The 20,558-nt window shown below is 71.0% G+C and carries 21 protein-coding genes; 8 read left to right on the top strand and 13 right to left on the bottom strand.

Features of this window, described 5'->3' with window-relative positions:
* Positions 1-32 precede the first annotated feature (32 nt).
* Positions 33-545, bottom strand: coding sequence for a DUF6000 family protein (locus tag IF09_RS40815; RefSeq protein WP_234321196.1), 513 nt, complete (start codon positions 543-545; stop codon positions 33-35).
* A gap of 471 nt (positions 546-1,016) precedes the next feature.
* On the opposite strand from IF09_RS40815, the gene IF09_RS0130300 reads away from it, so the two are divergent.
* Both IF09_RS0130300 and IF09_RS0130295 read left to right on the top strand, forming a co-directional pair.
* Positions 1,017-1,982, top strand: coding sequence for an endonuclease/exonuclease/phosphatase family protein (locus tag IF09_RS0130300; protein WP_234321195.1), 966 nt, complete (start codon positions 1,017-1,019; stop codon positions 1,980-1,982).
* Positions 1,983-2,751: 769 nt separating this feature from the next.
* On the top strand, positions 2,752-3,726 hold the full coding sequence (locus IF09_RS0130295; protein ID WP_037636359.1) for a GlxA family transcriptional regulator: 975 nt from the start codon (positions 2,752-2,754) through the stop codon (positions 3,724-3,726).
* 8 nt (positions 3,727-3,734) lie between these two features.
* Here the strand turns inward: IF09_RS0130295 and IF09_RS0130290 are convergent, their stop codons facing one another.
* From IF09_RS0130290 to IF09_RS42070, 5 genes are all read right to left on the bottom strand, one after another.
* Positions 3,735-4,763, bottom strand: coding sequence for a hypothetical protein (locus IF09_RS0130290; protein ID WP_030301116.1), 1,029 nt, complete (start codon positions 4,761-4,763; stop codon positions 3,735-3,737).
* A gap of 132 nt (positions 4,764-4,895) precedes the next feature.
* On the bottom strand, positions 4,896-5,105 hold the full coding sequence (locus tag IF09_RS0130285) for an acyl-CoA carboxylase subunit epsilon (protein ID WP_030301114.1): 210 nt from the start codon (positions 5,103-5,105) through the stop codon (positions 4,896-4,898).
* A 13-nt stretch (positions 5,106-5,118) separates the two neighbouring features.
* Positions 5,119-6,690 carry an acyl-CoA carboxylase subunit beta gene (locus IF09_RS0130280; protein ID WP_030301112.1) on the bottom strand — a complete coding sequence of 524 codons (1,572 nt, stop codon included), beginning with the start codon at positions 6,688-6,690 and terminating at the stop codon, positions 5,119-5,121.
* Entirely contained in the window at positions 6,687-7,577 is an 891-nt protein-coding gene (locus IF09_RS45905; protein ID WP_158710084.1) for a hypothetical protein, read from the bottom strand. Before IF09_RS45905 ends, IF09_RS0130280 begins: the two co-directional genes overlap by 4 nt.
* A 228-nt stretch (positions 7,578-7,805) precedes the next feature.
* Positions 7,806-8,318, bottom strand: coding sequence for a TetR/AcrR family transcriptional regulator (locus IF09_RS42070; protein ID WP_158710083.1), 513 nt, complete (start codon positions 8,316-8,318; stop codon positions 7,806-7,808).
* A 257-nt stretch (positions 8,319-8,575) separates the two neighbouring features.
* On the opposite strand from IF09_RS42070, the gene IF09_RS0130265 reads away from it, so the two are divergent.
* From IF09_RS0130265 to IF09_RS42065, 5 genes are all read left to right on the top strand, one after another.
* Positions 8,576-9,049: an ester cyclase gene (locus IF09_RS0130265; protein WP_030301103.1), complete on the top strand. Its 474-nt coding sequence runs from the start codon at positions 8,576-8,578 to the stop codon at positions 9,047-9,049.
* 44 nt (positions 9,050-9,093) lie between these two features.
* Positions 9,094-10,530, top strand: coding sequence for a DHA2 family efflux MFS transporter permease subunit (locus IF09_RS0130260; protein ID WP_051833124.1), 1,437 nt, complete (start codon positions 9,094-9,096; stop codon positions 10,528-10,530).
* A gap of 215 nt (positions 10,531-10,745) precedes the next feature.
* Entirely contained in the window at positions 10,746-11,213 is a 468-nt protein-coding gene (locus IF09_RS0130255) for an ester cyclase (protein WP_051833123.1), read from the top strand.
* Positions 11,214-11,284: 71 nt separating this feature from the next.
* Positions 11,285-12,031, top strand: coding sequence for a 3-oxoacyl-[acyl-carrier-protein] reductase (gene fabG / locus IF09_RS0130250; RefSeq protein ID WP_030301098.1), 747 nt, complete (start codon positions 11,285-11,287; stop codon positions 12,029-12,031).
* On the top strand, positions 12,028-12,762 hold the full coding sequence (locus tag IF09_RS42065; RefSeq protein ID WP_051833121.1) for a 4'-phosphopantetheinyl transferase family protein: 735 nt from the start codon (positions 12,028-12,030) through the stop codon (positions 12,760-12,762). Before fabG ends, IF09_RS42065 begins: the two co-directional genes overlap by 4 nt.
* A gap of 137 nt (positions 12,763-12,899) precedes the next feature.
* On the opposite strand, the gene IF09_RS0130240 is transcribed toward IF09_RS42065, so the two are convergent.
* The 6 genes from IF09_RS0130240 to IF09_RS0130215 form a co-directional block, all read right to left on the bottom strand.
* Positions 12,900-13,604, bottom strand: coding sequence for an RNA polymerase sigma factor (locus IF09_RS0130240; RefSeq protein ID WP_063607446.1), 705 nt, complete (start codon positions 13,602-13,604; stop codon positions 12,900-12,902).
* Positions 13,605-13,694: 90 nt separating this feature from the next.
* Entirely contained in the window at positions 13,695-14,888 is a 1,194-nt protein-coding gene (locus IF09_RS0130235) for a beta-ketoacyl synthase N-terminal-like domain-containing protein (protein WP_030301094.1), read from the bottom strand.
* On the bottom strand, positions 14,885-16,108 hold the full coding sequence (locus IF09_RS0130230; protein WP_030301093.1) for a beta-ketoacyl-[acyl-carrier-protein] synthase family protein: 1,224 nt from the start codon (positions 16,106-16,108) through the stop codon (positions 14,885-14,887). The genes IF09_RS0130235 and IF09_RS0130230 overlap by 4 nt, the downstream gene beginning before the upstream one ends.
* Positions 16,101-16,379: an acyl carrier protein gene (locus IF09_RS0130225; RefSeq protein ID WP_030301092.1), complete on the bottom strand. Its 279-nt coding sequence runs from the start codon at positions 16,377-16,379 to the stop codon at positions 16,101-16,103. The genes IF09_RS0130230 and IF09_RS0130225 overlap by 8 nt, the downstream gene beginning before the upstream one ends.
* Positions 16,380-16,444: 65 nt before the next feature.
* Entirely contained in the window at positions 16,445-17,713 is a 1,269-nt protein-coding gene (locus IF09_RS0130220) for an NAD(P)/FAD-dependent oxidoreductase (RefSeq protein WP_030301090.1), read from the bottom strand.
* Positions 17,710-18,576, bottom strand: a complete 867-nt coding sequence (locus IF09_RS0130215; RefSeq protein WP_030301088.1) for an alpha/beta fold hydrolase — start codon at positions 18,574-18,576, stop codon at positions 17,710-17,712. Before IF09_RS0130215 ends, IF09_RS0130220 begins: the two co-directional genes overlap by 4 nt.
* A gap of 345 nt (positions 18,577-18,921) precedes the next feature.
* Here IF09_RS0130215 and IF09_RS0130210 point away from each other — a divergent pair, with 345 nt between their 5' ends.
* Positions 18,922-19,710 (top strand): AfsR/SARP family transcriptional regulator, encoded by a 789-nt coding sequence (locus tag IF09_RS0130210; protein WP_051833119.1) that lies wholly within the window; start codon positions 18,922-18,924, stop codon positions 19,708-19,710.
* Here the strand turns inward: IF09_RS0130210 and mobF are convergent.
* The gene (gene mobF / locus IF09_RS0130205) at positions 19,631-20,557 is read right to left on the bottom strand and encodes a MobF family relaxase (RefSeq protein ID WP_078613539.1); all 927 of its coding nucleotides are present in this window, start codon (positions 20,555-20,557) and stop codon (positions 19,631-19,633) included. The genes IF09_RS0130210 and mobF overlap by 80 nt on opposite strands.
* Position 20,558: the final 1 nt, after the last annotated feature.

The raw sequence follows: 20,558 nt of genomic DNA, 5'->3' as shown, positions 1-20,558 counted from the left end.
TCAACCTTTGAAGCGAACAAAGCCAATGGGGGTCAGGGGTCGGCGCATTCGTCGATGACGGCGCAGGCGAGGCGAATACCGCCCAGGTAGGTGGAGATGCCGTCATCGCCGTGCATGTGGGGCGCGTCCTGGAACCACTGCGGCGACATGCCGCCCTCCTGGAGGAAGTGCCTGGCCCGGTCGCCGTGCAGGACGGAGTCGGTGTACGCGAGGGCGTCCATGGCTGTGGGCTGGTCGTAGGAGAGGTCGGGCCGGCGCAGGTAGCGATCCAGGTAAGCGGCGAGCAGGTCGGCGTCCCGTGCGGTGCCGAAACTCGCCAGCGCCACGCAGTAGGCTCCGCCCGCGCAGCAGACCTCGCTCTCCAGCGGCAGCGCTCCCAGATGCTCGCGGAAGTGGTTACGGCGCGAGACGACGGCGAGCCGTGCCGCGGTCCGCCGCTCGCGCCAGCTGCCTTCGAAGAGGATGGTGAGCTCGGCGTCGGAGACAGCATTCGCGTCAGTGGCCAGGCATGAACGAACGCCTCGTACTCCTCGCGCGACATACAAAGTACTGCTCCGCCGAGCTTCAGGTAGCGGCGCGCGGGGGGCGATAGCGGCGGAACAGAGCCTGTACCTCAGGGTCCTGGCGGATCACCACCCCATCCTCTCGCAACAAGCACGCAGCCGAGGGCGTGGGGCGCAGTACGCCTGCGGTGATCCCTGGACGGGCGGGACGCCACCTGGACCCCAGGTCAGGTGAGCGGGGTTTCGGCAGCACGCAACGTTACTGCTCCACAGAAGTTGAGCCAGAGCCACAACCCGTGACCAAAGCCAAGCGGGCCCTTCGGTACACACACGCCGTGCCTTCCTACCGGACGATGAAGGACAATCCGAACACGCCCACCTGCCGCTACGGGGTCGGCGCCAGCCAGGTGACACGCCTGGCTCAGCAGCCCCGCCATATCTGGACCACGCCCCCGGCGGGGGCGGGGTTACCGTCGAACCAGCACCAATCAGCGCCCACTGTAAGGAACCCGCGTGAGACACCGCGCCCGCAAGACCCTCACTGCCCTCGCCGCCGCCATCGGCCTCGCCGGCATAGGCGTCTCGGCTCTCGCCCAGCCCACCGCCACCGGTGGTCCGGAAGTCATGCCCTATGCGGTCGAGGACTTCCCCCACAGCCTTCAGGTCATGTCCTGGAACATGTGCGGGCCCCAACGCTCCTCCTACCACTGCGAGGGCACCGGCACACCGGAAGACAAAGCCAACGTGGTCACCACCCAGGTCGCGGTGAACCGCGTCGAAGCCGTGCTGCTCCAAGAAGTCTGCGAAGACGACCTCACCCTGCTGATGACCAAGCTTGGCCCGGGCTGGAGCAAGGCCTTCGACAATTACCAGTGGCTGAACAACGACGGAACGAGAAAGAACAGCCGCTGCGGCGAGGACACCGGGCGTGCCGACCGGATCGGCACCGCCATCGTCGTCAAAGGCCAGATCATCGACGCACGCACATACCCGACTACCCAGCCGACCGCCGGACAGCAGACCCCCTTCCACTGCGCCACCGCATCAAACTGGGACGTACGGCTGTGCACCGTCCACGCGACCAGGGTCGGGGCCAACCCCAACAACCCCACCCAGGACTTCCGCGGCCAGCAGTTCACCGAGATCAAAACGATCGTCGATACCTTCCCCAAGACGGTGTTCGGCGGAGACTTCAACTCACGCTCCCCCGATGACCCGAAGAACCCGGCCCCGGGTGTCTGGCCCGTCGGCCTCTACTCCACCGGCCCCAGTACCCCCGGCTACCAGGAATGCGACCAGAACGGCTCCTCACGCACCGGACGCCCCACCCACACCACCGCGGCCACCGGGACCACCCCAGCCATCGAGGCCAAGATCGACTACATCTTCAGCAACCAGACCAGAAACTGGTGCACCGTCACTCCCACCAGCAAATCTGACCACAGCATCATCATCGAAAGCGTAACCATCAGCGGCTGAGGGCATGCTGGCCAGGCCCGGAGACCACGAAACGGTCGAAGCAAAAGCCAGGCAAGCTGCCGACTACAGCACTCCCGACGTCCTGACCCTTCTCTCGGGTCACCGAGCAAGGGCCAGGGACGACAAGGAGCGGGACCCCCAGCGCTGCGCGCTGGGGAAGGGAGGCCGGCCGCTGCGCGGCCGGTGACGGAGGGTGAGGCCCCGCCCCGCGCGGGGCGAGGCCGGCGCCCGCTTCGCGGGCTTCGGCCTTGGGGTCTTCCGCTTCGCTCCAGACCCCTGGTTGAGCCGCTTCGCGGCTCAATTCTGGCCGGCTTCGAGGCCCGGGGCCCGAGGGTGGGAGGCCTCGGCCGCGACCGGCGGCCGGACGCGGTCGCCGCGCTGGCGGCAGGCCCGCTGGTGGTCCAGCGGCCGGCTCTGCCCTGGAGGTGGGCGGTGCGGGCCTCGTCGCTGCCGAAGGCGTCGAAGACGCCGAACGTGGTCGGGCCGAGGCGCAGGGCGAACCAGACGGTGGTACCGGTTTCCTCCTGGGCCAGGGCGAGGGCTCCGGTGAGCAGCCCCTCGACGTCGTCGGCGTGCTCCGGCTTGGCCTCGATCCGGGCGAGCAGGCCGACGCGGGTGGTCTCGGGGACGGAAGCGCTGGTCATGGAGGCTCTCCTTCTACGGTGGCGGACCGCGCCGTGCGGTGCGCGCCGTGCGGTACGCCCACCGTAGGAGCGGGCCCCTGACCACGCTCAGTGGCGGATCCGCCGGATGCTTTACCGTTTCCGACATGCGGATCTCGGTGCTGGTCATGGACGGCCTCTTCGACTCCGGGCTGGCCACGGTCCTCGACGTCCTCCAGATGGCCAATGAGCTGCGGGGCGAGCTGCCCCATCCCCCGCCGCGCTGGGAGCTGACCCGGGTCAGCGGCTCCGGCGCCGTGCGCACCGCCTCCGGGCACGTGATCGAGGCCGTCGCCGTCGAGGACGCCCCACGGCCCGATCTCCTCGTCGTGCCGGGCGCCGGCCCCAAGCAGCCGGAGCCGCTGCTGGACTGGGTGGCGTCGGCGGAGCGCGGTCCGCAGCGCGAGGCCCTGCGCCAGGCCCGGGCCGACGGCATTCCCCTGGCGGCGGCCTGCACGAGCACGTTCCTCCTCGCCGAGGCGGGGGTCCTGGACGGGCTCTCCGCCACCACGAGTTGGTGGCTGGCCCCGGCCTTCCGGCAGGCCTGCCCGCTGGTGGGACTGGAGGAGAGCAACATGCTGGCCCACGCCGACGGAGTGATCACCGCCGGCGCCGCCATGGCCCACCTCGACCTGGCGCTCGCCCTGGTCCGGCAGGCGAGCCCCGTGCTGGCGGAGCTCACGGCCCGCTACCTGGTCGTCGACGACCGCCCCACCCAGGCCGGTTACGCGATCCCCAGCCACCTCGCCCGCACGGATCCCACGGTCAGCGCCTTCGAACGCTGGGTGCGGCAGCACATCGACGAACCCCTGCGGATGGCCGACGCGGCCCGGGCGGTCGGCGCGAGCGAACGGACCCTGCAGCGGGCCGTGGACCGGGTGCTGGGGGTGTCGCCCCTGCGCTTCGCCCAGACCATCCGGCTCGAACAGGCCGCCCACCTGCTGCGCACCACGGATCTGCCCACGGATGCCGTCGCCCGCCGGGTGGGCTACGAGAACGCCTCGACCCTGACCACCCTGCTCCGCCAACGCCTCGGCACCACCCCGGGCCGCCTGCGCACCCCGGACACCCCCCGCCCGTGACGGGAGTTCTAGGCCACCACGCGCTGGACGATCAGGCAGGACCAGGTGAAGCCGCCGCCACCGCTGAAGCTGATGGCGTACTCACCCGGCGCGAGCAGGTCCTCCTCCCAGACGTGGGCGAGGTTGGCCAGGGCATCCCCGCCGCCGAGGTGTCCGGTCTGCCCACCGAGCTGGAGGATCTCCGCCTTGAGGACGTCTTCCATGATCGGGAGGTAGAGGAGCTCGATCGTCTTCGGCCCGAGCCGGGACAGCGTCGCGCAGCGGATCCGCGGATCGTGCGGGGTCAGGCCCGCTTCCGCCAGCGCCGTCATCAGCGTGCTGCGCACCTTCTGCGGGCCGATCTCGCCGAACCGGGCCATGCCGCCCGACGCGAGGAAGGCCTTCTTCGTACGCCGGGCGTCTATCGGCGCGGAGTGGGTGAGCGGAGCCGGGCTGAAGCCGTCGTCCCCGCGGTACATCGTCTCCAGTTCCGGAGCCGCCGAGGTGGCGTACGAAACGATGCGCAGCCCCGGCCCGGAACGGGCGAGCACGGCCGCGGTGCCGCCGTCGCCGAAGACCGCGTCGTAGTCGCTGCGCCACCGGTCGAAGCCGGGCGCGGTGAACCGGTCGCCGGTGGTGACGAGCGCGGTGCGCACCGACGGGTCGGCCTCCAGCCGGACCGCCGCCGTGTGCAGGCCCATCGCGCCCACGTGGCACATCTGCTGGACGCCCATCGGGATCGCGTCCACCGCTCCCAACTGGTGGGCCACGTAGTGGGCCGGGGACCAGAAGTCCTGGCCCTGGTGGTAGATCCAGCCGTGGACCACCATGTCGAGGTCCGCGCCGGCCACACCCCCGAGGGCGAGGGCTCGCCGGGCTGCCCGTACGGCCATCTCCGGGCCGGAGGCGTCCTCGGACACGGGCACCTCACGGGCACCGGTCGCCCGTGCGTCGTCCTCGGAGACGAGTCCGGCGCGCACGGCGGCTTCCGCCGTCTGGCGGGTGTCCGGCAGCCAGGTGGACACGGCACGGATGGTGGGATTGTTCCCGAAACGCATTCGGGCTCCTTTGTCGAGGTTCTGTTCCCGGGTCGCCCGGACAGAGCGGCCCGTCACGGCGGCGAGGACACCGCGCCACCGTGATCCGCCTCACCCGGAAGGCAAGGGGGACGAAGGCCGTGTGACGAGTGCTCAGCTCTGCCAGGAATGCGGCGCGCGGAAGGCCGGCATCGGCTGCGGCCGTCGTCGGCCCGCCGTGGAGCCGGCGGACCGGGCGGCCGGCGCCCCGGGCTGCGGAGCGGCCCGGGCCAGGAGGACCGCGGTGATCGCAGCCAGTTCCTCGGCCTCGGGGTTGCCCTTCTCGACGCGCAGCAGTGGAGCGGCGACGGCGGGAGTGCTCACGTGTCTCTTCCTCCTACTGCGGTGGGTTGCCGTGCTTGCGGGACGGCAGGTCGGCGTGCTTGTTGCGGAGCATGGTGAGGGCGCTGACGAGGGTGGCGCGGGTCTCGGCGGGGTCGATGACGTCGTCGACGAGACCGCGTTCGGCCGCGTAGTACGGATGCATCAGCTCGGCCTTGTACTCCTTGACCATCTGGGTCCGCATGGCCTCGGGGTCGTCGGCCTCGGCGATCCGGCGGCGGAAGATGACGTTGGCGGCGCCCTCGGCGCCCATGACCGCGATCTCGTTGGTGGGCCAGGCGTACGTGAGGTCCGCGCCGATGGACTGCGAGTCCATGACGATGTAGGCGCCGCCGTAGGCCTTGCGCAGGATCAGGGAGATCCGCGGGACGGTGGCGTTGCAGTACGCGTAGAGGAGTTTGGCGCCGTGGCGGATGATTCCGCCGTGTTCCTGGTCGACGCCGGGCAGGAAGCCGGGAACGTCCAGGAGCGTGATGATGGGGATGTTGAAGGCGTCGCAGAGCTGCACGAAACGTGCGGCCTTCTCCGAGGCGTGGATGTCGAGGACGCCTGCGAGGGCCTGCGGCTGGTTGGCGACGATGCCGACGACCTGGCCGTCGAGCCGGGCCATCGCGCAGATGATGTTCCGGGCCCAGCGCTCGTGGATCTCCAGGTACTCGCCGTCGTCGACGAGCTCCTCGATCACCTTCACCATGTCGTACGGACGGTTCCCGTCCACGGGCACCAGGTCCAGCAGTACGTCGTTGCGCCGTCCGGCCGGATCCTCGCTCGGGTACGAGGGCGGGTTTTCCCTGTTGTTGGAGGGCAGCATCGAGATGAGGTAGCGGACCTCGGAGATGCAGGTCTCCTCGTCGTCGTACGCGAAGTGCGCGACGCCGCTGGTCTCGGCGTGCACGTCGGCGCCACCGAGCCCGTTCTGCGAGATCTCCTCGCCCGTCACCGCCTTGACCACGTCCGGGCCCGTGATGAACATCTGCGAGGTCTCACGCACCATGAACACGAAGTCCGTGAGCGCGGGGCTGTACGCCGCACCACCCGCACACGGGCCGAGCATCACCGAGATCTGCGGGATCACACCCGAAGCCTTCGTGTTCCGCTGGAAGATCCCGCCGTACCCGGCGAGCGCGGAAACGCCCTCCTGGATACGGGCACCCGCACCATCGTTCAGCGACACCAGCGGAGCACCCGCCGCAATCGCCATGTCCATGATCTTGTGGATCTTCGTCGCGTGCGCCTCGCCCAGCGCGCCGCCGAAGATCCGGAAGTCGTGCGCGTAGACGAAGACCGTACGGCCCTCGACCGTGCCCCAGCCGGTGATCACACCGTCCGTGTAGGGCTTCTTGTCCTCCAGACCGAACCCGGTCGCCCGGTGCCGGCGCAACTGCTCGACCTCCTGGAACGAACCCTCGTCCAGCAGCAGCGCGATGCGCTCCCGCGCCGTCAGCTTGCCCTTGGCATGCTGCGCCTCGGTCGCCCTCTCACTCGGCCCGCGCCTGGCCTGCTCGCGGATCGCCTGCAGTTCCGCCGTCCGCGCCCTCGACTCCGTCGGCGTCCCGGTCCCGCTCATCGGTGGCTCCCTTCGCCGCGCTCCGGCTGCTGCACCACGAGACAGGACCAGGTGAAGCCGCCGTCTCCGGTGAGCACCAGCGCGAACTCACCCGGATCGAGGAGCCGCTGGTCCGTGATGTCCGCCAGGCAGGCGAGCGTGTCCCCGCACCCGAGATGACCGGTGCGCGCGGGCACCGGCCGCGGAGTGCCCGTCAGGGTCTCGCGCACCACTGGCAGGTAGACGGACTCCAGCGTCGGGGCTCCGAGCCGGGGCAGGGCGACCTGGCGAATCCGCGGGTCGCCGGCGGCGAGCCCGGCTTCGGCCAGCGCCTGGGTGAGCACCTTGCGTACCGCGTCCGGTCCGGCGTCGGCGGACGCGTCCCCGTCCGCCGTTGCGTGGACCACCTGGGCGACGAGCCGGAGACCGCTCCCGGAGCTGCTCAGAACCGCTGCGGCGGCACCGTCGTGATGTGCGGCGTGTCCGCTCGTCCCCCCACCGGAATCCGCGGGGGCATGTGCGTCGGCGGTCGTGACCAGGACGGTTTCGACCGCGGGGTCCGTGACGAGCTGGATCGCGGCGCTGTAAAGGGCCATCGTTCCGGAGTGACAGCCCTGCTGAATTCCGAGAGGAACGGCGGCGATCGCGCCTATTCGGCATGCCACGTCGTGAGCGGGGCAGCGAGAATCATCACCGTGCCGGGATAGCGAATTGTGCATCAGCAGGTCGATCTCGACGCCTTCGACGCCCGCCAGCGTCAATGCGTCGCGGGCCGCCGAAACGGCCATGTCGAGCGCGGACGGCGGTTGCGGGACCAGTAATTCCGCCGCCCTCGCGGCGGGGCTCCCGCTCGGCTCCGGCAGCCATGTCACGGCCGCGTTGATCGTCACGGCCTCGCTGAAGCGCATCAACAGGCTCCCGTCCCGGACTCGGTCTCTCGACCCGAGTGGCCCCGTGCGGGCCACTGCGTGGGGAACAGAGCTCACCGGACCGCTCCGGGATACACCTGGGCCGGGTGCGCGCGGCGCGGTGTGCGCGGCGCGGGTCCGCCCGGCCTGTGGGGGGGACGGCCCCTGGGCGGCGGGAGACGGGTCCGCACACGAGGGCCGCCGTGTGGCAGGGGCCGTTCGCAGCCGTCAGGGCGACCAGTTCTCGACGGGCAGCACCGCCACGCAGGCCTCGGCCCAGGGCTCGTTCAGGTTCCACAGGTCCATGGCGGCCATGTCGTTGAGCATCATTCCCAGGGACAGGAACTGCTTGACCGTGACGTCGTCCGCCCCGGACCTGCTCTGGACCGCATGCCACATGCGGCCGAACCCGGTCTGGACGGCGGCCCGGATCTCGGGGTCGTCGCACGCCGCGAAACCGTGCAGCTGAATCAGCAGGAACGTGCGGTCCTCGCGGACGAGCGTGCGGTACATCTCGCCCATCGCAATCAGGGCGTCCGTACCTCCGAGTTCGGCGGCGGCCCGGTTGAAGTTCTCGACGATCTCGTCGAACATCGCCTCGACAACTGCGATGAAGAGACCACGCTTCGTTCCGAAGAGCCGGAATACGTAAGGGTTGCTGATGTCGGCTGCCCGGGCAATTACTTCGACCGATGTTCCGTAGAAGCCGGTTCGGGCGAATTCTTCAGAGGCGATTCCCAAGATCTGCTTCCGCCGATCGGCGCCCGTCATTCTCTGCATGCCCATATGTAACCACGCACCTGCTTCTTGCCTTGCCCGGCGGGGGGACGGGCGGCGTTGACTGAGTAGTGACTAAGTACTATCTTCCCGGTTGTGGCGCCGCTCTGCAAGCGGTCGGTCACCTCTTGCCGCCTGGGGTTCGGGACCCCCGCCGTCCCCAGGCGGCACCTCCCCCCCAGCCACCCCGACTTCCGTTACGAGCCTTGCGAGGTACCCACATGTCCGGATCCGCTCCCGCCACCACGTCCCCCGAGGCCGCCCGCGCCCTGTGGGCGAAGTGGAACGCCCTCTGGAACGGCGAGCTCGACTTCTCCCGCGCCGACGAGGTGCTCGCCGACAAGTTCACCGTCCACGGCACCAGCCTCGCGGGCCGCATGAAGACGGCGAACGTCGACCAGATCGTGGACCGCGCGGGTCTGGTCGCCTGGATCCAGGGCACCCGCGGGGCGCTTGAGGAACTGCACTTCACCGACGAGCCCGGTCCGATCGTCGACGGCGATATGGTCGCCGGCCGCTACCGGGCGACCGCCGTGCACCGGGGCGGCACCCCGGGCGCCACCGCTCCGATCGGCACGCCGACCGAGCACGTGGGCATCAACATCCTCCGCATCGAAGACGGCCGCTTCACCGAGTACTGGACCGTCGCCGACACCCTCGGGCTCCTCACGCAGCTCGGCCTCATCAAGGACTGACCGGCCTTGGCACCCCTGAACCCCAGCACCCTGAACGGACTTTTATGAGCACCCACCCCGTGACCGAACGGCCGGCCCCCGCAGCGCCCGGCCGGACCCCGCGCCGCGACTGGCGCCGCATCCTGGCCGCCGGCACGATCTCGGCGGGCATCATCGTCTCCACCCTCGACCTGACCATCGTCAACGTCGCCTTCCCCGCCATCGGCGCCGACTTCACGGGCGCGTCCGTAGCCGACCTGTCCTGGATCCTCAACGGCTACGCGATCGTCTTCGCGGCATTGCTGATCCCCGCGGGCCGGTTCGCCGACCGCTTCGGCATGAAGAACGTCTTCCTGACCGGCCTCCTCCTGTTCACCCTCGCCTCCGGACTGTGCGCCGTGTCCGGATCGGTGGAGATGCTCAACGCCGCCCGCGTGCTCCAGGCCGTCGGCGCCGCCGCGCTCGGCCCCACCTCCATGGGGCTGCTGATGGTCACCTACGGACCCGAGCAACGCGCCAAGGCCATGCGGGTCTGGGCCACCGCCGCCGGCGTCGCCGCGGCATCGGGGCCCCTCGTCGGCGGCGTCCTCGTCAACGTCTCCTGGCCGTGGATCTTCCTGGTGAACCTCCCGATCGGCGTGGTCGCCCTCGTCGTCGGCGGCAAGGTGCTCGCCTCCGGACGGGGCCCCGCCGGACAGCGCCGGCCGATGCCCGACCTCCTCGGCTCCGTACTGCTCGCCGGCGGCATCGGACTGCTGTCCCTCGGCATCATCAAGGCACCCGACTGGGGCTGGACCTCGGCCCGGGTCCTCGGCTGCCTGGCCGCCGCCGTGGTCCTCGTCGCCGCACTGCTCTTCCGCTCCGGCCGGCATGCCAGCCCGGTCATCGACCTCGCCCTGCTGCGGATCCGCGACTTCTCCATCGCCAACCTCGCCGCCGCGCTGTACTACATGAGCTTCGCCGCCACCGTCCTGTCCGTGTCGCTGTGGTGCCAGAACGTCTGGGGATGGTCGGCGCTCTCCACCGGCCTGGCCATGGCGCCGGGCAACCTGCTGCTGCCGTTCCTGTCGGTGCTGTCCGGCAAGCTCGTGGCGCGGATCGGGCAGGTGCTCTCGATCGTCCTCGGGTCGACGGTCATCGCGATCGGCGCCGCCTGGTGGGCCCTCGGCATATCCGTGGAGTCCAACTACCTGCTGGGCATGCTCCCCGGCGTCCTGCTCACCCGGATCGGCATGGGCCTGTCCCTCGCCCCGCTGATGGGCGCCAGCACCCGCGACCTCCCTCCGACCGCCGTGGCCACCGGCTCCGGCCTGAACAACATGTTCCGTCAGGTCGGCTTCGTGCTCGGGGTGTCGATCCTGGTGGTGCTCATCGGCAACCCGGTCGGCTCCGACGCCGCACTGACCGCGTTCCGCTACGGCTGGTGGTTCACCGCCGCGGCATCGGCTGCCACCGCCCTCGTCGCCCTGGTGCTCCGGTCCGATCGCCCCAAGGCCGGCTGACGTCCGGCCTGCCCCACCAGACCCTTCGCCCGGAGGCCTGCCCCTCGGGCCCCCGAACGCCGGATCCGTCACACGGAAGCCGGGTGGACACGGCTCACCACGCCGTGCCCGCCCGGCTTCCGTGCGTACGCGCCCCTTCCGGCGCACGGGTGTATCCAGCGGCGTTCCGAGCGCTCTGTAGGGACGGACGATCCGCCCGCACCCCCAGGAGCACCATGCCCAGCACTGCGACCACTCCGCGGCAGCACGACCGGCACACCGAGCTGTGGGACAAGTGGATGGAACTCTGGAACGGCCGACGGGAACGGGCCGACGAGATCCTCGCCCCCGGCTTCGTCCTGCACCTCCCCCAGTACGGAATGCCCGACCCGGCCACCCTCCGCACGTCCGAGCAGTTCGTCGCCTGGATCGACGCCTTCCGCTCGTCCTACGAGAACGCCCGTATCCGGACGGACCTGGGGCCGTTCGCCGACGGCGACCACGTCATCGGCCGGTGGATCTTCCAGGGCAGCTGGCAGCACGGCCGGCCCGCCGGAGTCACCGCCGCCCCGGGGACCCCGGTCACCCTGCGCGGCGCCGACATCCTCCGCCTCGACGACACCGGACGCATCGCCGAGTACTGGCTCTCCGACGATCTGCTCGACGTGTACGTGGGCCTCGGCGCCCCGCTGCCCAGCCCCTGACAGGGCCCCCGTCCCCCCTGCTTCCACCGCCGCACCCCGACCTGATCCCGATCTGTGAAGGAACCCCCGCCATGCCGCAGCGCTCTGGCCGTCTCGTCATCGTCACCGGAGGATCACGCGGTATCGGCCGTGCGATCGCCGTCCAACTCGCCGCCGAGGGATACGACATCGCCTTCTGCGGCCGCAGCGCGTCCGCCGCCTCGGAGGAGACCGTCGAACTCGTCAGGGCCCAAGGGGCGAACTGCTTCCACGAGCCCTGCGACGTCGCCGACCACCAGTCCGTCGAAACCTTCGTCAAGCGCGCGGAGGCCGCCCTCGGCCCGGCCTACGGGCTGGTCAACTCCGCCGGGATCGTCAAGGACAACCACCTGGTGATGATGCCGGTCGACGACTGGCAGAGCGTGATCGACACCAACCTCACCGGAACCTTCAACTTCTGCCGCACCGTCGGCTTCGGGATGCTCAAGCGGCGCGCCGGCGCGATCGTCAACATCTCCTCGGTCGCCGGCGTCTACGGACACGCCACCCAGGCCAACTACGCCGCGTCCAAGGGCGGCGTGAACAGCCTGAGCCGCACCCTCGCCAAGGAACTCGCCCGTCACGGCATCCGTGTCAACGTGGTCGCCCCCGGCTTCATCGAGACCGACATGACGGACCAGCTCAGCGAGAAGGCGACCAAGGAAGCCCTCGCATCGGTACCGCTGCGACGCTTCGGCACCGCCCGGGAAGTCGCCGACCTCACCGCCTTCCTGCTCTCCGACAAGGCCTCCTACATCACCGGCCAGGTGCTGCAAGTGGACGGCGGCGTGGCGTTGTGACCTCCGCGCACCCGGCGCCCGGCACGGGCGAACTGCACACGTGGTGGCTCTCCGTGCCGCCGCCGGGCGCGACCCCACGGCCCGGTCTGCACCCGAGCGACGAAGACGGCAACGGCGACGGCGACGGACAGCGGCAGTGGCAGCGGGCCACCCGGCCGGGCCGGTCCCTGCACCGCCACCGCCGGGCCTTCGCACACGCCGGTCTGCGCCTGCTGCTCGCCGGCTACCTCCCCGCCTCACGCGGGGAGCCGACACCGGCCCGCGCGGCGTGCCCCGTCTGCGCAGGACCCCACGGCCGCCCGTACGTCAGCAACGACCAGGGCCTCGAATTCTCCATGTCCCACTCCGGCGACGGCGTGCTCTACGCCTTCACGACGGGCGGCGCCGTCGGCGTGGACGTGGAATCCGGTCCCGTCCTGGACCGCACGCGGCACACCGTGTCCCGGTGGCTCGCCCCCCACGAGCTCCGCGCCATCGAAGCCGCGCCCGAGGGCGAGCGGCCCGCGGCGTTCCTGCGTACCTGGGTGCGCCGGGAGGCATGGCTCAAGGCCGCCGGAACGGGGCTGGCGCACGGAATGGGGCCCGCGCCCGTCCAGGTGCCGGGCGGGCCGCAGATCATCGATCTCGAAGTCCCCGACGGGTACACGGCCAGTGCCGCCGCCCCCGTCGGCACGCGTCACATCCGCCACAGACGGATACCGCCGGGACGGATACTCGACACGGCGGTATGAGACAGAGCGAGGAGCACCGGTATGCCGGATGACAGCACCCCGACGCCGACACGGCCGTCGGAGACGGACGCGGACGCCGAGGCCCTGCTCGCCCGGCTGCGGGCGGCGGTGGGCACTCCCTCCGCCGCACTGGTACGTCAGATCAGTGCCTGGCCCGCGCCCTCGGGCGGCTCGGTCCACCCGGCATGCGTCCCCCGGGCCGAAGCGGATTCCGCCTGACGCTCCCGCTCCCGGTCCAGTTGCCCGGCCAGCCGGCGCAGCGCCCGACCGCGCAGCGGCCCCACCGAACCGCGGGCTATGCCGAGGCGCAGGCTCACCTCGTCGTAGCTGGGCGCCGGATCGGCGCTGACCAGCGCGAGCAGCGCCTGGTCCCGCTCGGACAATCGGGCCAGCGCGGCACGGATCTCGGCGCGGCTCTCCCGCTCGAGCAGCGCCTCCTCAGGACCGGACTCCGTGCGCCGGTCCCGGTCCCGGTCCCGGTCCCGGTCCAGGGTGGTCATGTCCTCGACGGGCACGTAGCGCACCGTGCGTTCGTACTGGCGCAGGCTCTCGCGCCGCGCGCACGTCGTCAGCCAGGCGGGGAACCGCTCCGGGGTGTGCATGCGGGCCAGGTTCTGGTGCACGCGCAGCCAGGTCAGCTGGAAGACCTCCTCGCAGTCGGAGTCGCTCAGCCGGTGGGACCGGGCAACCGTCCAGACCAGCCGTGCGTACCTCTCCACGAGCGCCGTCCACGCCTCCTGGGAGCCGGCCAGACAGCGTGCGACCAGCTGCCCCGGATCCTGCTCCGGTACGTCCGTGAGCTCACGGAGGACAGGCGCGGGTCGCGACTGCGTCAACATCATGGGTACCTCTCCGCCCTTCCGGCCTGCAAGCCGTCAACCGATGCGGCGGGAGCCGCTTTCGCGGCCCCCGCCGTTCACGTTCCGCCGGTGTCAGTCGCCGAGCCCACCGGCGCCGAGCTCACCGGTACCGAGCTCATTGGTGTCGAGGACCACGCACCCGACCTGGCCCTCCTGGGACACCGCCGTCACCACCGCGGTCTCGCCCGCGGCGGCCGCACCCTGGTCCTGCCATGCACCGAGCAGCGCCGCGATCTGGAGCGGGCCGCCCGAGCTGAAGCACTCACCGACGGTGTCCTTGACCCGGATGACCCGCTGCGGAAGCCGCCCGCCCAGCGCCGCGCGTACGGCGCGCTGCTCGACGAGCTCCAGACCCCTCTGGCCCGTGGAGCCGAGGGACACGGCCTGCACCTCGGCCGGGTCCTTCCCGCTGCGGACCAGCGCGGCGCCGATCACGGCGGCCAGCGCGTCGCCCAGCCCGCGCCCGCCGGCGAAAGCGGTCTCACAGGCCAGGATCCGGGCGAGACCCCGGCGGCCCGCCGCGTGCACCGCCGCGGCTGGCTCGATCATCAGGAACGCCGCTCCCTCGCCCACCGGGGCGTCGATGCCGAGCGCGCCCGAGCGGTGCCAGCCCCACGCGCTCTGCGCGCAGTACTCCTCGACACCGCCGACCAGGAGACGGTCTGCATGCCCCTGCCGCAGGGCGTTGCGGGCGTAGCGCAAGGCCTGCACCCCGGCGAGGTGGCCGCCCGCGAGCGTGGCGTTCACACCCTTCAGGCCGTGCCGGATCGCGATCTGGCCCGCCGCGCAGTTCATGACCGTGTTGGGGAACAGACTCGGGTTCACCAGGTACGGGCGATCCTGACGGAGCGTCTCCATCGAGTACTCGCTGGAGCTGCGGATGCTGCCCGTGCTGGTGCCGAGCACCACCCCGGTACGGGGACCCACCGGCCCGGTGTGCCCCTCCAGGGCGAACTGGCAGGCGAGCAGCCCGAGCCGGGTGGTCCGGTCCAGGTGCCGGTTGCCCTTGCGGCCGATGTGCTCTGCGAACGCGTTCTGCAGCTCCGGAACCACGCGGGCCCCCCGCGGCGGCAGCGCCTCGTCACCGAGGCCCTCCGTGTCCGCGGAGCCCTGACGCCCGGCGAGCACGGCGCGGGCGAGCTCCACCGGGTCGAGGCCGGCCGGCGTCGCGACGCCGACCGCGGTGACGGCGAGCGCCGCCGTCCGGCCGAGGGCGTGCCCCGACGCGACCTCCTCCGCGGCGACCATGGCCGTGGCGCTGCTCATGAGACTCTCCCGAGGATGGTGATGGCGTTGTTGCCGCCGAACGCGAACCCGTGGTTCTCCACGACCTGCGGCCTGGCCGGCCGCGCACTGCCCGGTACGGGGTCCACGCCCGCACCGAGCGCCGGGTCCACCTGTTCGACGTTCGCGGTGGGCGGCAAGAAGCCCTCGTACAGGGCCTGGCAGCAGATCAGCGCGCCGAAGCCGCTGGCCGCGCCCATGGTGTGACCGATGATCGACTTGATGGAGCTGATCGGCGGTATGCGGTCGCCGAACACCTCGCGGGCCGCGGCCACCTCGGTGGCGTCGTTGGTGCGGGTGCCGGTGCCGTGCGCGCAGATGTAGTCGATCTGCTCCGGGGTGACGCCCGCGTTGCGGTGCGCGTCCCGGATGCAGGCGGCGATGCTGGTCGGGTCGGGGTGCACCATGTGCTCGGCGTCGCAGTTCACGCTGTAGCCGAGCACTTCCGCGTACATCCGGGCGCCCCGGGCGACGGCCCGTTCGTACGGCTCCAGCAGCAGGGCGACCCCGCCCTCGGCCGTCAGGATGCCGCTGCGGTCCACGTCGAAGGGGCGGCACACCTCCTCCGCGAGCGCGCCCAGCCGGAAGAATCCGGCATGAGCCCAGCGGTTCAGCGAATCCGCGCCGCCGGCCAGCATGTAGTCGGCGTCGCCGCCCGCGACCATGTCGTAGGCGTAACCGAGCGCGTAGTTGCTGGCCGAGCATGCGGTGGCCAGCGTCAGCGCCTCCCCGGTCAGGCCGAGCTCGTGGTTGACCGCGGCGGCGATGCGCCCGGCGGGGGCCGCGGCCACCCGCCCCGGAGTCATCGACTTGAGGCTGTCGGCCGCCCACTCGGCGACGAGTTCCTCGATCACGGCGGACTCACCGCTCGTCGTCCCCATGACCGAACCCGCCCGGGCCGCCGCGAGGTCCTCCTCCGCCAGCCCGGCGTCGGCGACTGCCAGTCGCGCCGCGGACGCCGCGAACTGGCTGCTGCGGCCCCACTGGCCGGGGTCGATGCGGCGCAGCCACTCGCGGGGCTCGAAGTCCTTCACCTCACCCGCGTGGACGTGCGGGAACCCGGTGGTGTCGAAGCTGCTGATCTCCGAGGTCGTGGGCGCTCCCGCCCGGATCGCCGCCGTGAACTCGGCGGCTCCGATGCCGGCGCTGCTGACCGCGCCGAGCCCGGTGACCACGACCCTGCGGGTGCCCGGCTCAGACATTGCTGCCACCCGCGAGACTGCGGGTCACCACGGCACGGACGCCGTTGAGGTTGCCCATCTCGACCAGGTCGTCCTGCGGAATGACCACGCCGAGGTCCTTCTCGATGCGGGCGAGGATCTCGATGGCCAGCAGCGAGTCGGCGTCGTGGTCCTCGATGAAGCCGCTGGTGTCGGTGAGCTCGCCCGCCTCCAGCTCCAGGACCTCGATGATGATCTCGCGCAGCATGGTGTCCTGCTCGGCGGAGAGGGCGTAGGTCGTGTCGGTGCTCATGGTGAAATGCCTTTCTCAGTGACGGGAGGTGCGTCGCGACGTGGGTGTGAGCGGCGGGAACCGGCTCACGAAGCGCGGTGCGACAGGTGCGCGGGAGCCCCGCGGTAACGCAGGTTGACCGCGGATGCCTTCGCCAGCGCGATCGGATTGAGGAAGCGCAGCGGCCCGATGAGCCGCGACGCGAACATGTGCATGTGGCGGGCCATCGCGTCATCGCGGGCCGCCGCCGAGAACATCAGCCGCTCGAAGGGGTTGAACGGCCGGGCGGTGGCGTAGTCGGCGGCCAGGTGCTGATGGCCGCCGAGCTTGCGCCGGTGACGCTTGGCGTAGGCGAGGAGCGCACCGTCGAGATCGCCCCGGCCGGTCGCGGCCGGCCCCACGGCATCGGCCAGCCACTGGGCGGACTCCAGCGCCCAGCCGCAGCCGACACCCCACAGGGGATCGCCGGTGACGGCCGCGTCCCCGATGAGGGCGACGCCCTGGCCGACCGGCTTGCGCGACTGCAGCGGATAGTTGACCGTTCCGGTGATCTTGGTGATTCGTTCGGCGGCGTCGATGTCGGGCGCTGCGGGCAGGTCGCGTACGAACTGCATGAAGCTGCCCTCCAGGTCCTCACGGAAGGCAGGCAGCCGCTTCTTGTCGGGGATGACGGCGACGATCGTGACGCCGTCGTCGTTCGGCATCGCGTACGCCACGTCCGGCTCCAGGAACCAGGAGTGGGTGATGCCGTCCTTCAGGGGCAGGTTGCGGAAGTGGGCGAAGTAGCTGAAGCGCTGGTTCTCATGGGTACGCGTGGGCAGCTCGGCGAGCTTGGCGACGGCCGAGTCCTTGCCGTCGGCGCCGATGACCAGGCGCGCCCGGATCTCCCGCTCGCCGTCCGGCCCGTTGACCTTCACGCCCGCCACCCGCCCGCCTTCGCGGAGCAGACCGGTGACGTTGTGGCCGAGCAGCAGGTCGACACCCGGGGTGTCCGCCGCGTGGGCGCGGATCAGCGGGTCGAGCGTGCTGCGGCGGACGTTGTAGGCGTACGGCAGCCTGGGCTCGCCGGGCGCCGCCTTCGGCTCGATCCACCCCCACCGGGTGTACCAGCGCGCCTCGTTGTGGACGGCTCCGGCCTTCTCCAGCGCCGGGACCAGCCCGAGCCGGTCGAGGACCGGGTAGGCACAGGGCTGGAGGTAGTGCGTGCACAGCACCTTGTACGCGGCCGGGTCGGACCGGCGTTCCAGCAGGGCGACCCGCACGCCACGCCGGGCGAGCAGTACGGCGGCGGCGCAGCCCGCGATGCTCGCCCCGCTGATGACGACGTCATACAGGCGGTCTTCGGGTGCGGTCATGCGTGGTTCGCTTCCTCTTCGATGGGGCGCAGACCCAGCCGGGTGAGCTGGGCGGTGATCGCCTCTGCCACCGGGCCCGGCTGCTGCAACTGACAGAAGTGACTGAAGCCGGGGTCCTGATGGAGGGAGAAGTGCGGGATGCGCGAGCGGAGCGCGTCGACGGCCTGCGGGGGAGCGGACGGATCGCGAGTTCCGCTGATCATCAGTACGGGTACGTCGACGTCCTCAAGCCGCAGGTCAGGGCAGCGCGCGAGGGTCGCGTAGAACTGGAGGAAGCCGTGCGGCTCCACCCGTTCGCGGACCTTGTCCGCCATGGAGGCGAGGATGTCCACGGGAACGGTCTGCGCACGCGGCCCCATCTGGGCGCGGAGCCCGTCGGCGAGCACCCCGCGGAAGCGCTGGACCGCCTCGTCGAAGAAGCCGGGGTCCATCGGGCGGTCGTCCGGCCGGAAGACCGGCGCGACCAGCACGGACGGGACCCGGGCGGCTTCGACCCGCCGGGTCAGCAGGTCGAGCAGGGTGGTCGCCCCGTAGGAGTGCGCCACGATCAGGTCCGGCCGTCCGGGCAGGAGCGACAGGGCGCGTTCCAGCCAGGCCGGGGAGGTCCCGCCGCTCGCCCACCGGTGCTGCGATCCGTTGCGCCAGGGAAGGTCCAGGGCGTACAGGCGCAGATCCGGGGACAGGTGTGCGGTGAGCGGCTCCCAGCTCTGCCGGCTCTCCTCGAACCCGTGCACCAGAGCGATGCGCGGTGCGTGCGGGTCGTCGGTGGGGCGCTCCCAGATGCGCAGCGTCTCACCGTCGAACTCACGGTCCGCGTACTGCTTCCAGGAGGCCCCGGACGGTGAGCCTCGTTGTGCCGGCACGGGCCTCACTCCTCGTCATCGCCGATGTGGTCGGTGCAGTTGACGAGACCGTAGAGACAGGAACGCGCCGATGAGGAGCTGGATGAAGGGGGAGTTCCGGAGCAGTGGAGACCAGCTGGAGGGACACTCGCGGCGTGGTGGAGGCGGGCTTGCGTGAGGCTTTAGTTCCGCTTCGCAGCACCGGCCCGGCGGTACGCGAAAGAGCCTTCCACCTGCGCCGATGCCGCCCACGTCACATGAATGTGCATTGACAACTCAGTTCAGAAGTTTCTAGGCTATGTGACTAGTGGCTAACCACTAACTTCGGGGGGGTTGATGGATATCTCGGTGCTGGGTTCGTTACTTGTGCATATCAAGGGAGTCGATGTCACCCCGACGGCAACGAAACAGGCCAAACTGCTCGCCCTGCTGGCCCTCCACCGCGGCCGCCTGGTGTCGCTCACGGAATGTACCGAGGAACTCTGGGCCGGGCAGGCTCCGCGCAGCGCGAGCGCAGCCATCCACACCTACATAGGCAAACTTCGCGCACTCGCCACGACAGGCGCGCCCGCCACCGACCCAAGAGTCGTGATCGTCACACGGCCCGGCGGCTACCAGCTCAACCCGGAACTCACCCAGGTCGACTCCGACGAGTTCGAGCGCCTGGCCGAGCGCGGCCACCGCGCGGTCGCAGCCGGCGACGACGCCGCGGCCGCAACCCGGTTCCGCCAGGCCCTCGCCCTGTGGCGCGGCCCGGCCCTCGCCGACCTGGCGACCGGACCGCTGCTGACCATCCGCGCGAGGGAACTGGAAGAGCGCCGCCGGGCCGTACTCGACCGCTGCATCAACGCCGAACTCCGACTGGGACGGCACTACGAACTCCTGGGCGAACTGTTCACCCACGCGGCCGGAGACCCCACCCACGAGCAGATGCACGCCCACCTCATGCTGGCCCTCTACCGCGCCGGGCGCCGCGTGGAAGCCCTGGAGATCTACCGCGACCTGCGCAACGAGCTCTCGGGCCGCTTCGGCCTCGAACCCTCTCCCCACATCCACGCCCTCTACCGGGCGGTCCTCAACTCCGACCAGTCCCTCCGCAGACCCACCCCGACCACCACCCCCGACAAGCCCCTCGCCGCCCAGACCGCCTCCTGAGGCGCCCGGCGCAGTCGACGGGGCGGTGTGCCTCGTCTGCGATACCGGGGACGCGCGGGACGTCGGCGGCCACCCCGGAGGTGAGGATCGCGATCGCCTTCCACCAAGCGCGCAACTGCGCGAGCGGCAGGGTCTTCTGCTTGGGCGGGCGGGTCTTGCGGGCGGCCATGGCGTTCAGCTTGGCGCGGGCCCGCTCGGAGACCACGGGCAGGAACTTCAGCTCGCCGTCGTCGTCGACGGCGGTGACGTACTCGTGCTCCAGCTCTTCCAGGCAGGCGGCGATCTGGTCGCTGCGCCGGGAGGTCCGGCGGATCAGCTCGTGCGGCACCCCGGCAATCTCCATCACAGGCCGGCGCCCCGGGGTGACGATGCGCGGCTCGGTCGCCAGCCCGAGCGCCTCGCAGACCTCTGCAGCAACGAGCTCGTTGTAGAGCGCGGAGGCGCACACGGTGGCCTCGTGCAGGGCCGTGGTGTGGATCGAGCCCCACTTCCCGTCCAGGCGCTGTCCCTTCACCGACAGCAGCAGATGGTCATGGAGCAGCGGCATCCCGGAGCGTGCCTCGTAGTGGCGGAAGCGCGCGGCGACCAGACCGCCGGGCGGCCTCACCCGGTAGATGCCGTCCTTGCCGTACCGGATCACCGCGACCTCGTCCTCGATCCACTCCAGCACCCGTACGATCGCCCGCTCGTGCGCGGCCTCGATCACCCTGCGGGTCTCCTCATCCCCCAGCGCCAGGTAGATCGTCGGCTGCGGCCGGAACACGAAGTCGACGCCGGTGACCATCACGCGGCGTCCGAGGGCGCCGGCCTTGAACGCCTTCTTCGGGGAGACGCCCTTGGCGAGCAGG

This window comes from Streptomyces katrae (assembly GCF_000717655.1).
GTDB lineage: Bacteria > Actinomycetota > Actinomycetes > Streptomycetales > Streptomycetaceae > Streptomyces > Streptomyces katrae_B.
This window is presented reverse-complemented; position numbering and strand designations above follow the sequence as displayed.

Bases quoted from the DNA above. Each gene is read 5' to 3' on its own strand.
- IF09_RS0130295 (WP_037636359.1), top strand. From the start codon at position 2,752: ATGCGGATCTCGGTGCTGGTCATGGACGGCCTCTTCGACTCCGGGCTG.
- IF09_RS0130290 (WP_030301116.1), bottom strand. From the start codon at position 4,763: ATGCGTTTCGGGAACAATCCCACCATCCGTGCCGTGTCCACCTGGCTG.
- IF09_RS0130280 (WP_030301112.1), bottom strand. From the start codon at position 6,690: ATGAGCGGGACCGGGACGCCGACGGAGTCGAGGGCGCGGACGGCGGAA.
- IF09_RS45905 (WP_158710084.1), bottom strand. From the start codon at position 7,577: ATGCGCTTCAGCGAGGCCGTGACGATCAACGCGGCCGTGACATGGCTG.
- IF09_RS0130265 (WP_030301103.1), top strand. From the start codon at position 8,576: ATGTCCGGATCCGCTCCCGCCACCACGTCCCCCGAGGCCGCCCGCGCC.
- IF09_RS0130260 (WP_051833124.1), top strand. From the start codon at position 9,094: ATGAGCACCCACCCCGTGACCGAACGGCCGGCCCCCGCAGCGCCCGGC.
- IF09_RS0130255 (WP_051833123.1), top strand. From the start codon at position 10,746: ATGCCCAGCACTGCGACCACTCCGCGGCAGCACGACCGGCACACCGAG.
- fabG (WP_030301098.1), top strand. From the start codon at position 11,285: ATGCCGCAGCGCTCTGGCCGTCTCGTCATCGTCACCGGAGGATCACGC.
- IF09_RS0130240 (WP_063607446.1), bottom strand. From the start codon at position 13,604: ATGATGTTGACGCAGTCGCGACCCGCGCCTGTCCTCCGTGAGCTCACG.
- IF09_RS0130235 (WP_030301094.1), bottom strand. From the start codon at position 14,888: ATGAGCAGCGCCACGGCCATGGTCGCCGCGGAGGAGGTCGCGTCGGGG.
- IF09_RS0130230 (WP_030301093.1), bottom strand. From the start codon at position 16,108: ATGTCTGAGCCGGGCACCCGCAGGGTCGTGGTCACCGGGCTCGGCGCG.
- IF09_RS0130225 (WP_030301092.1), bottom strand. From the start codon at position 16,379: ATGAGCACCGACACGACCTACGCCCTCTCCGCCGAGCAGGACACCATG.
- IF09_RS0130220 (WP_030301090.1), bottom strand. From the start codon at position 17,713: ATGACCGCACCCGAAGACCGCCTGTATGACGTCGTCATCAGCGGGGCG.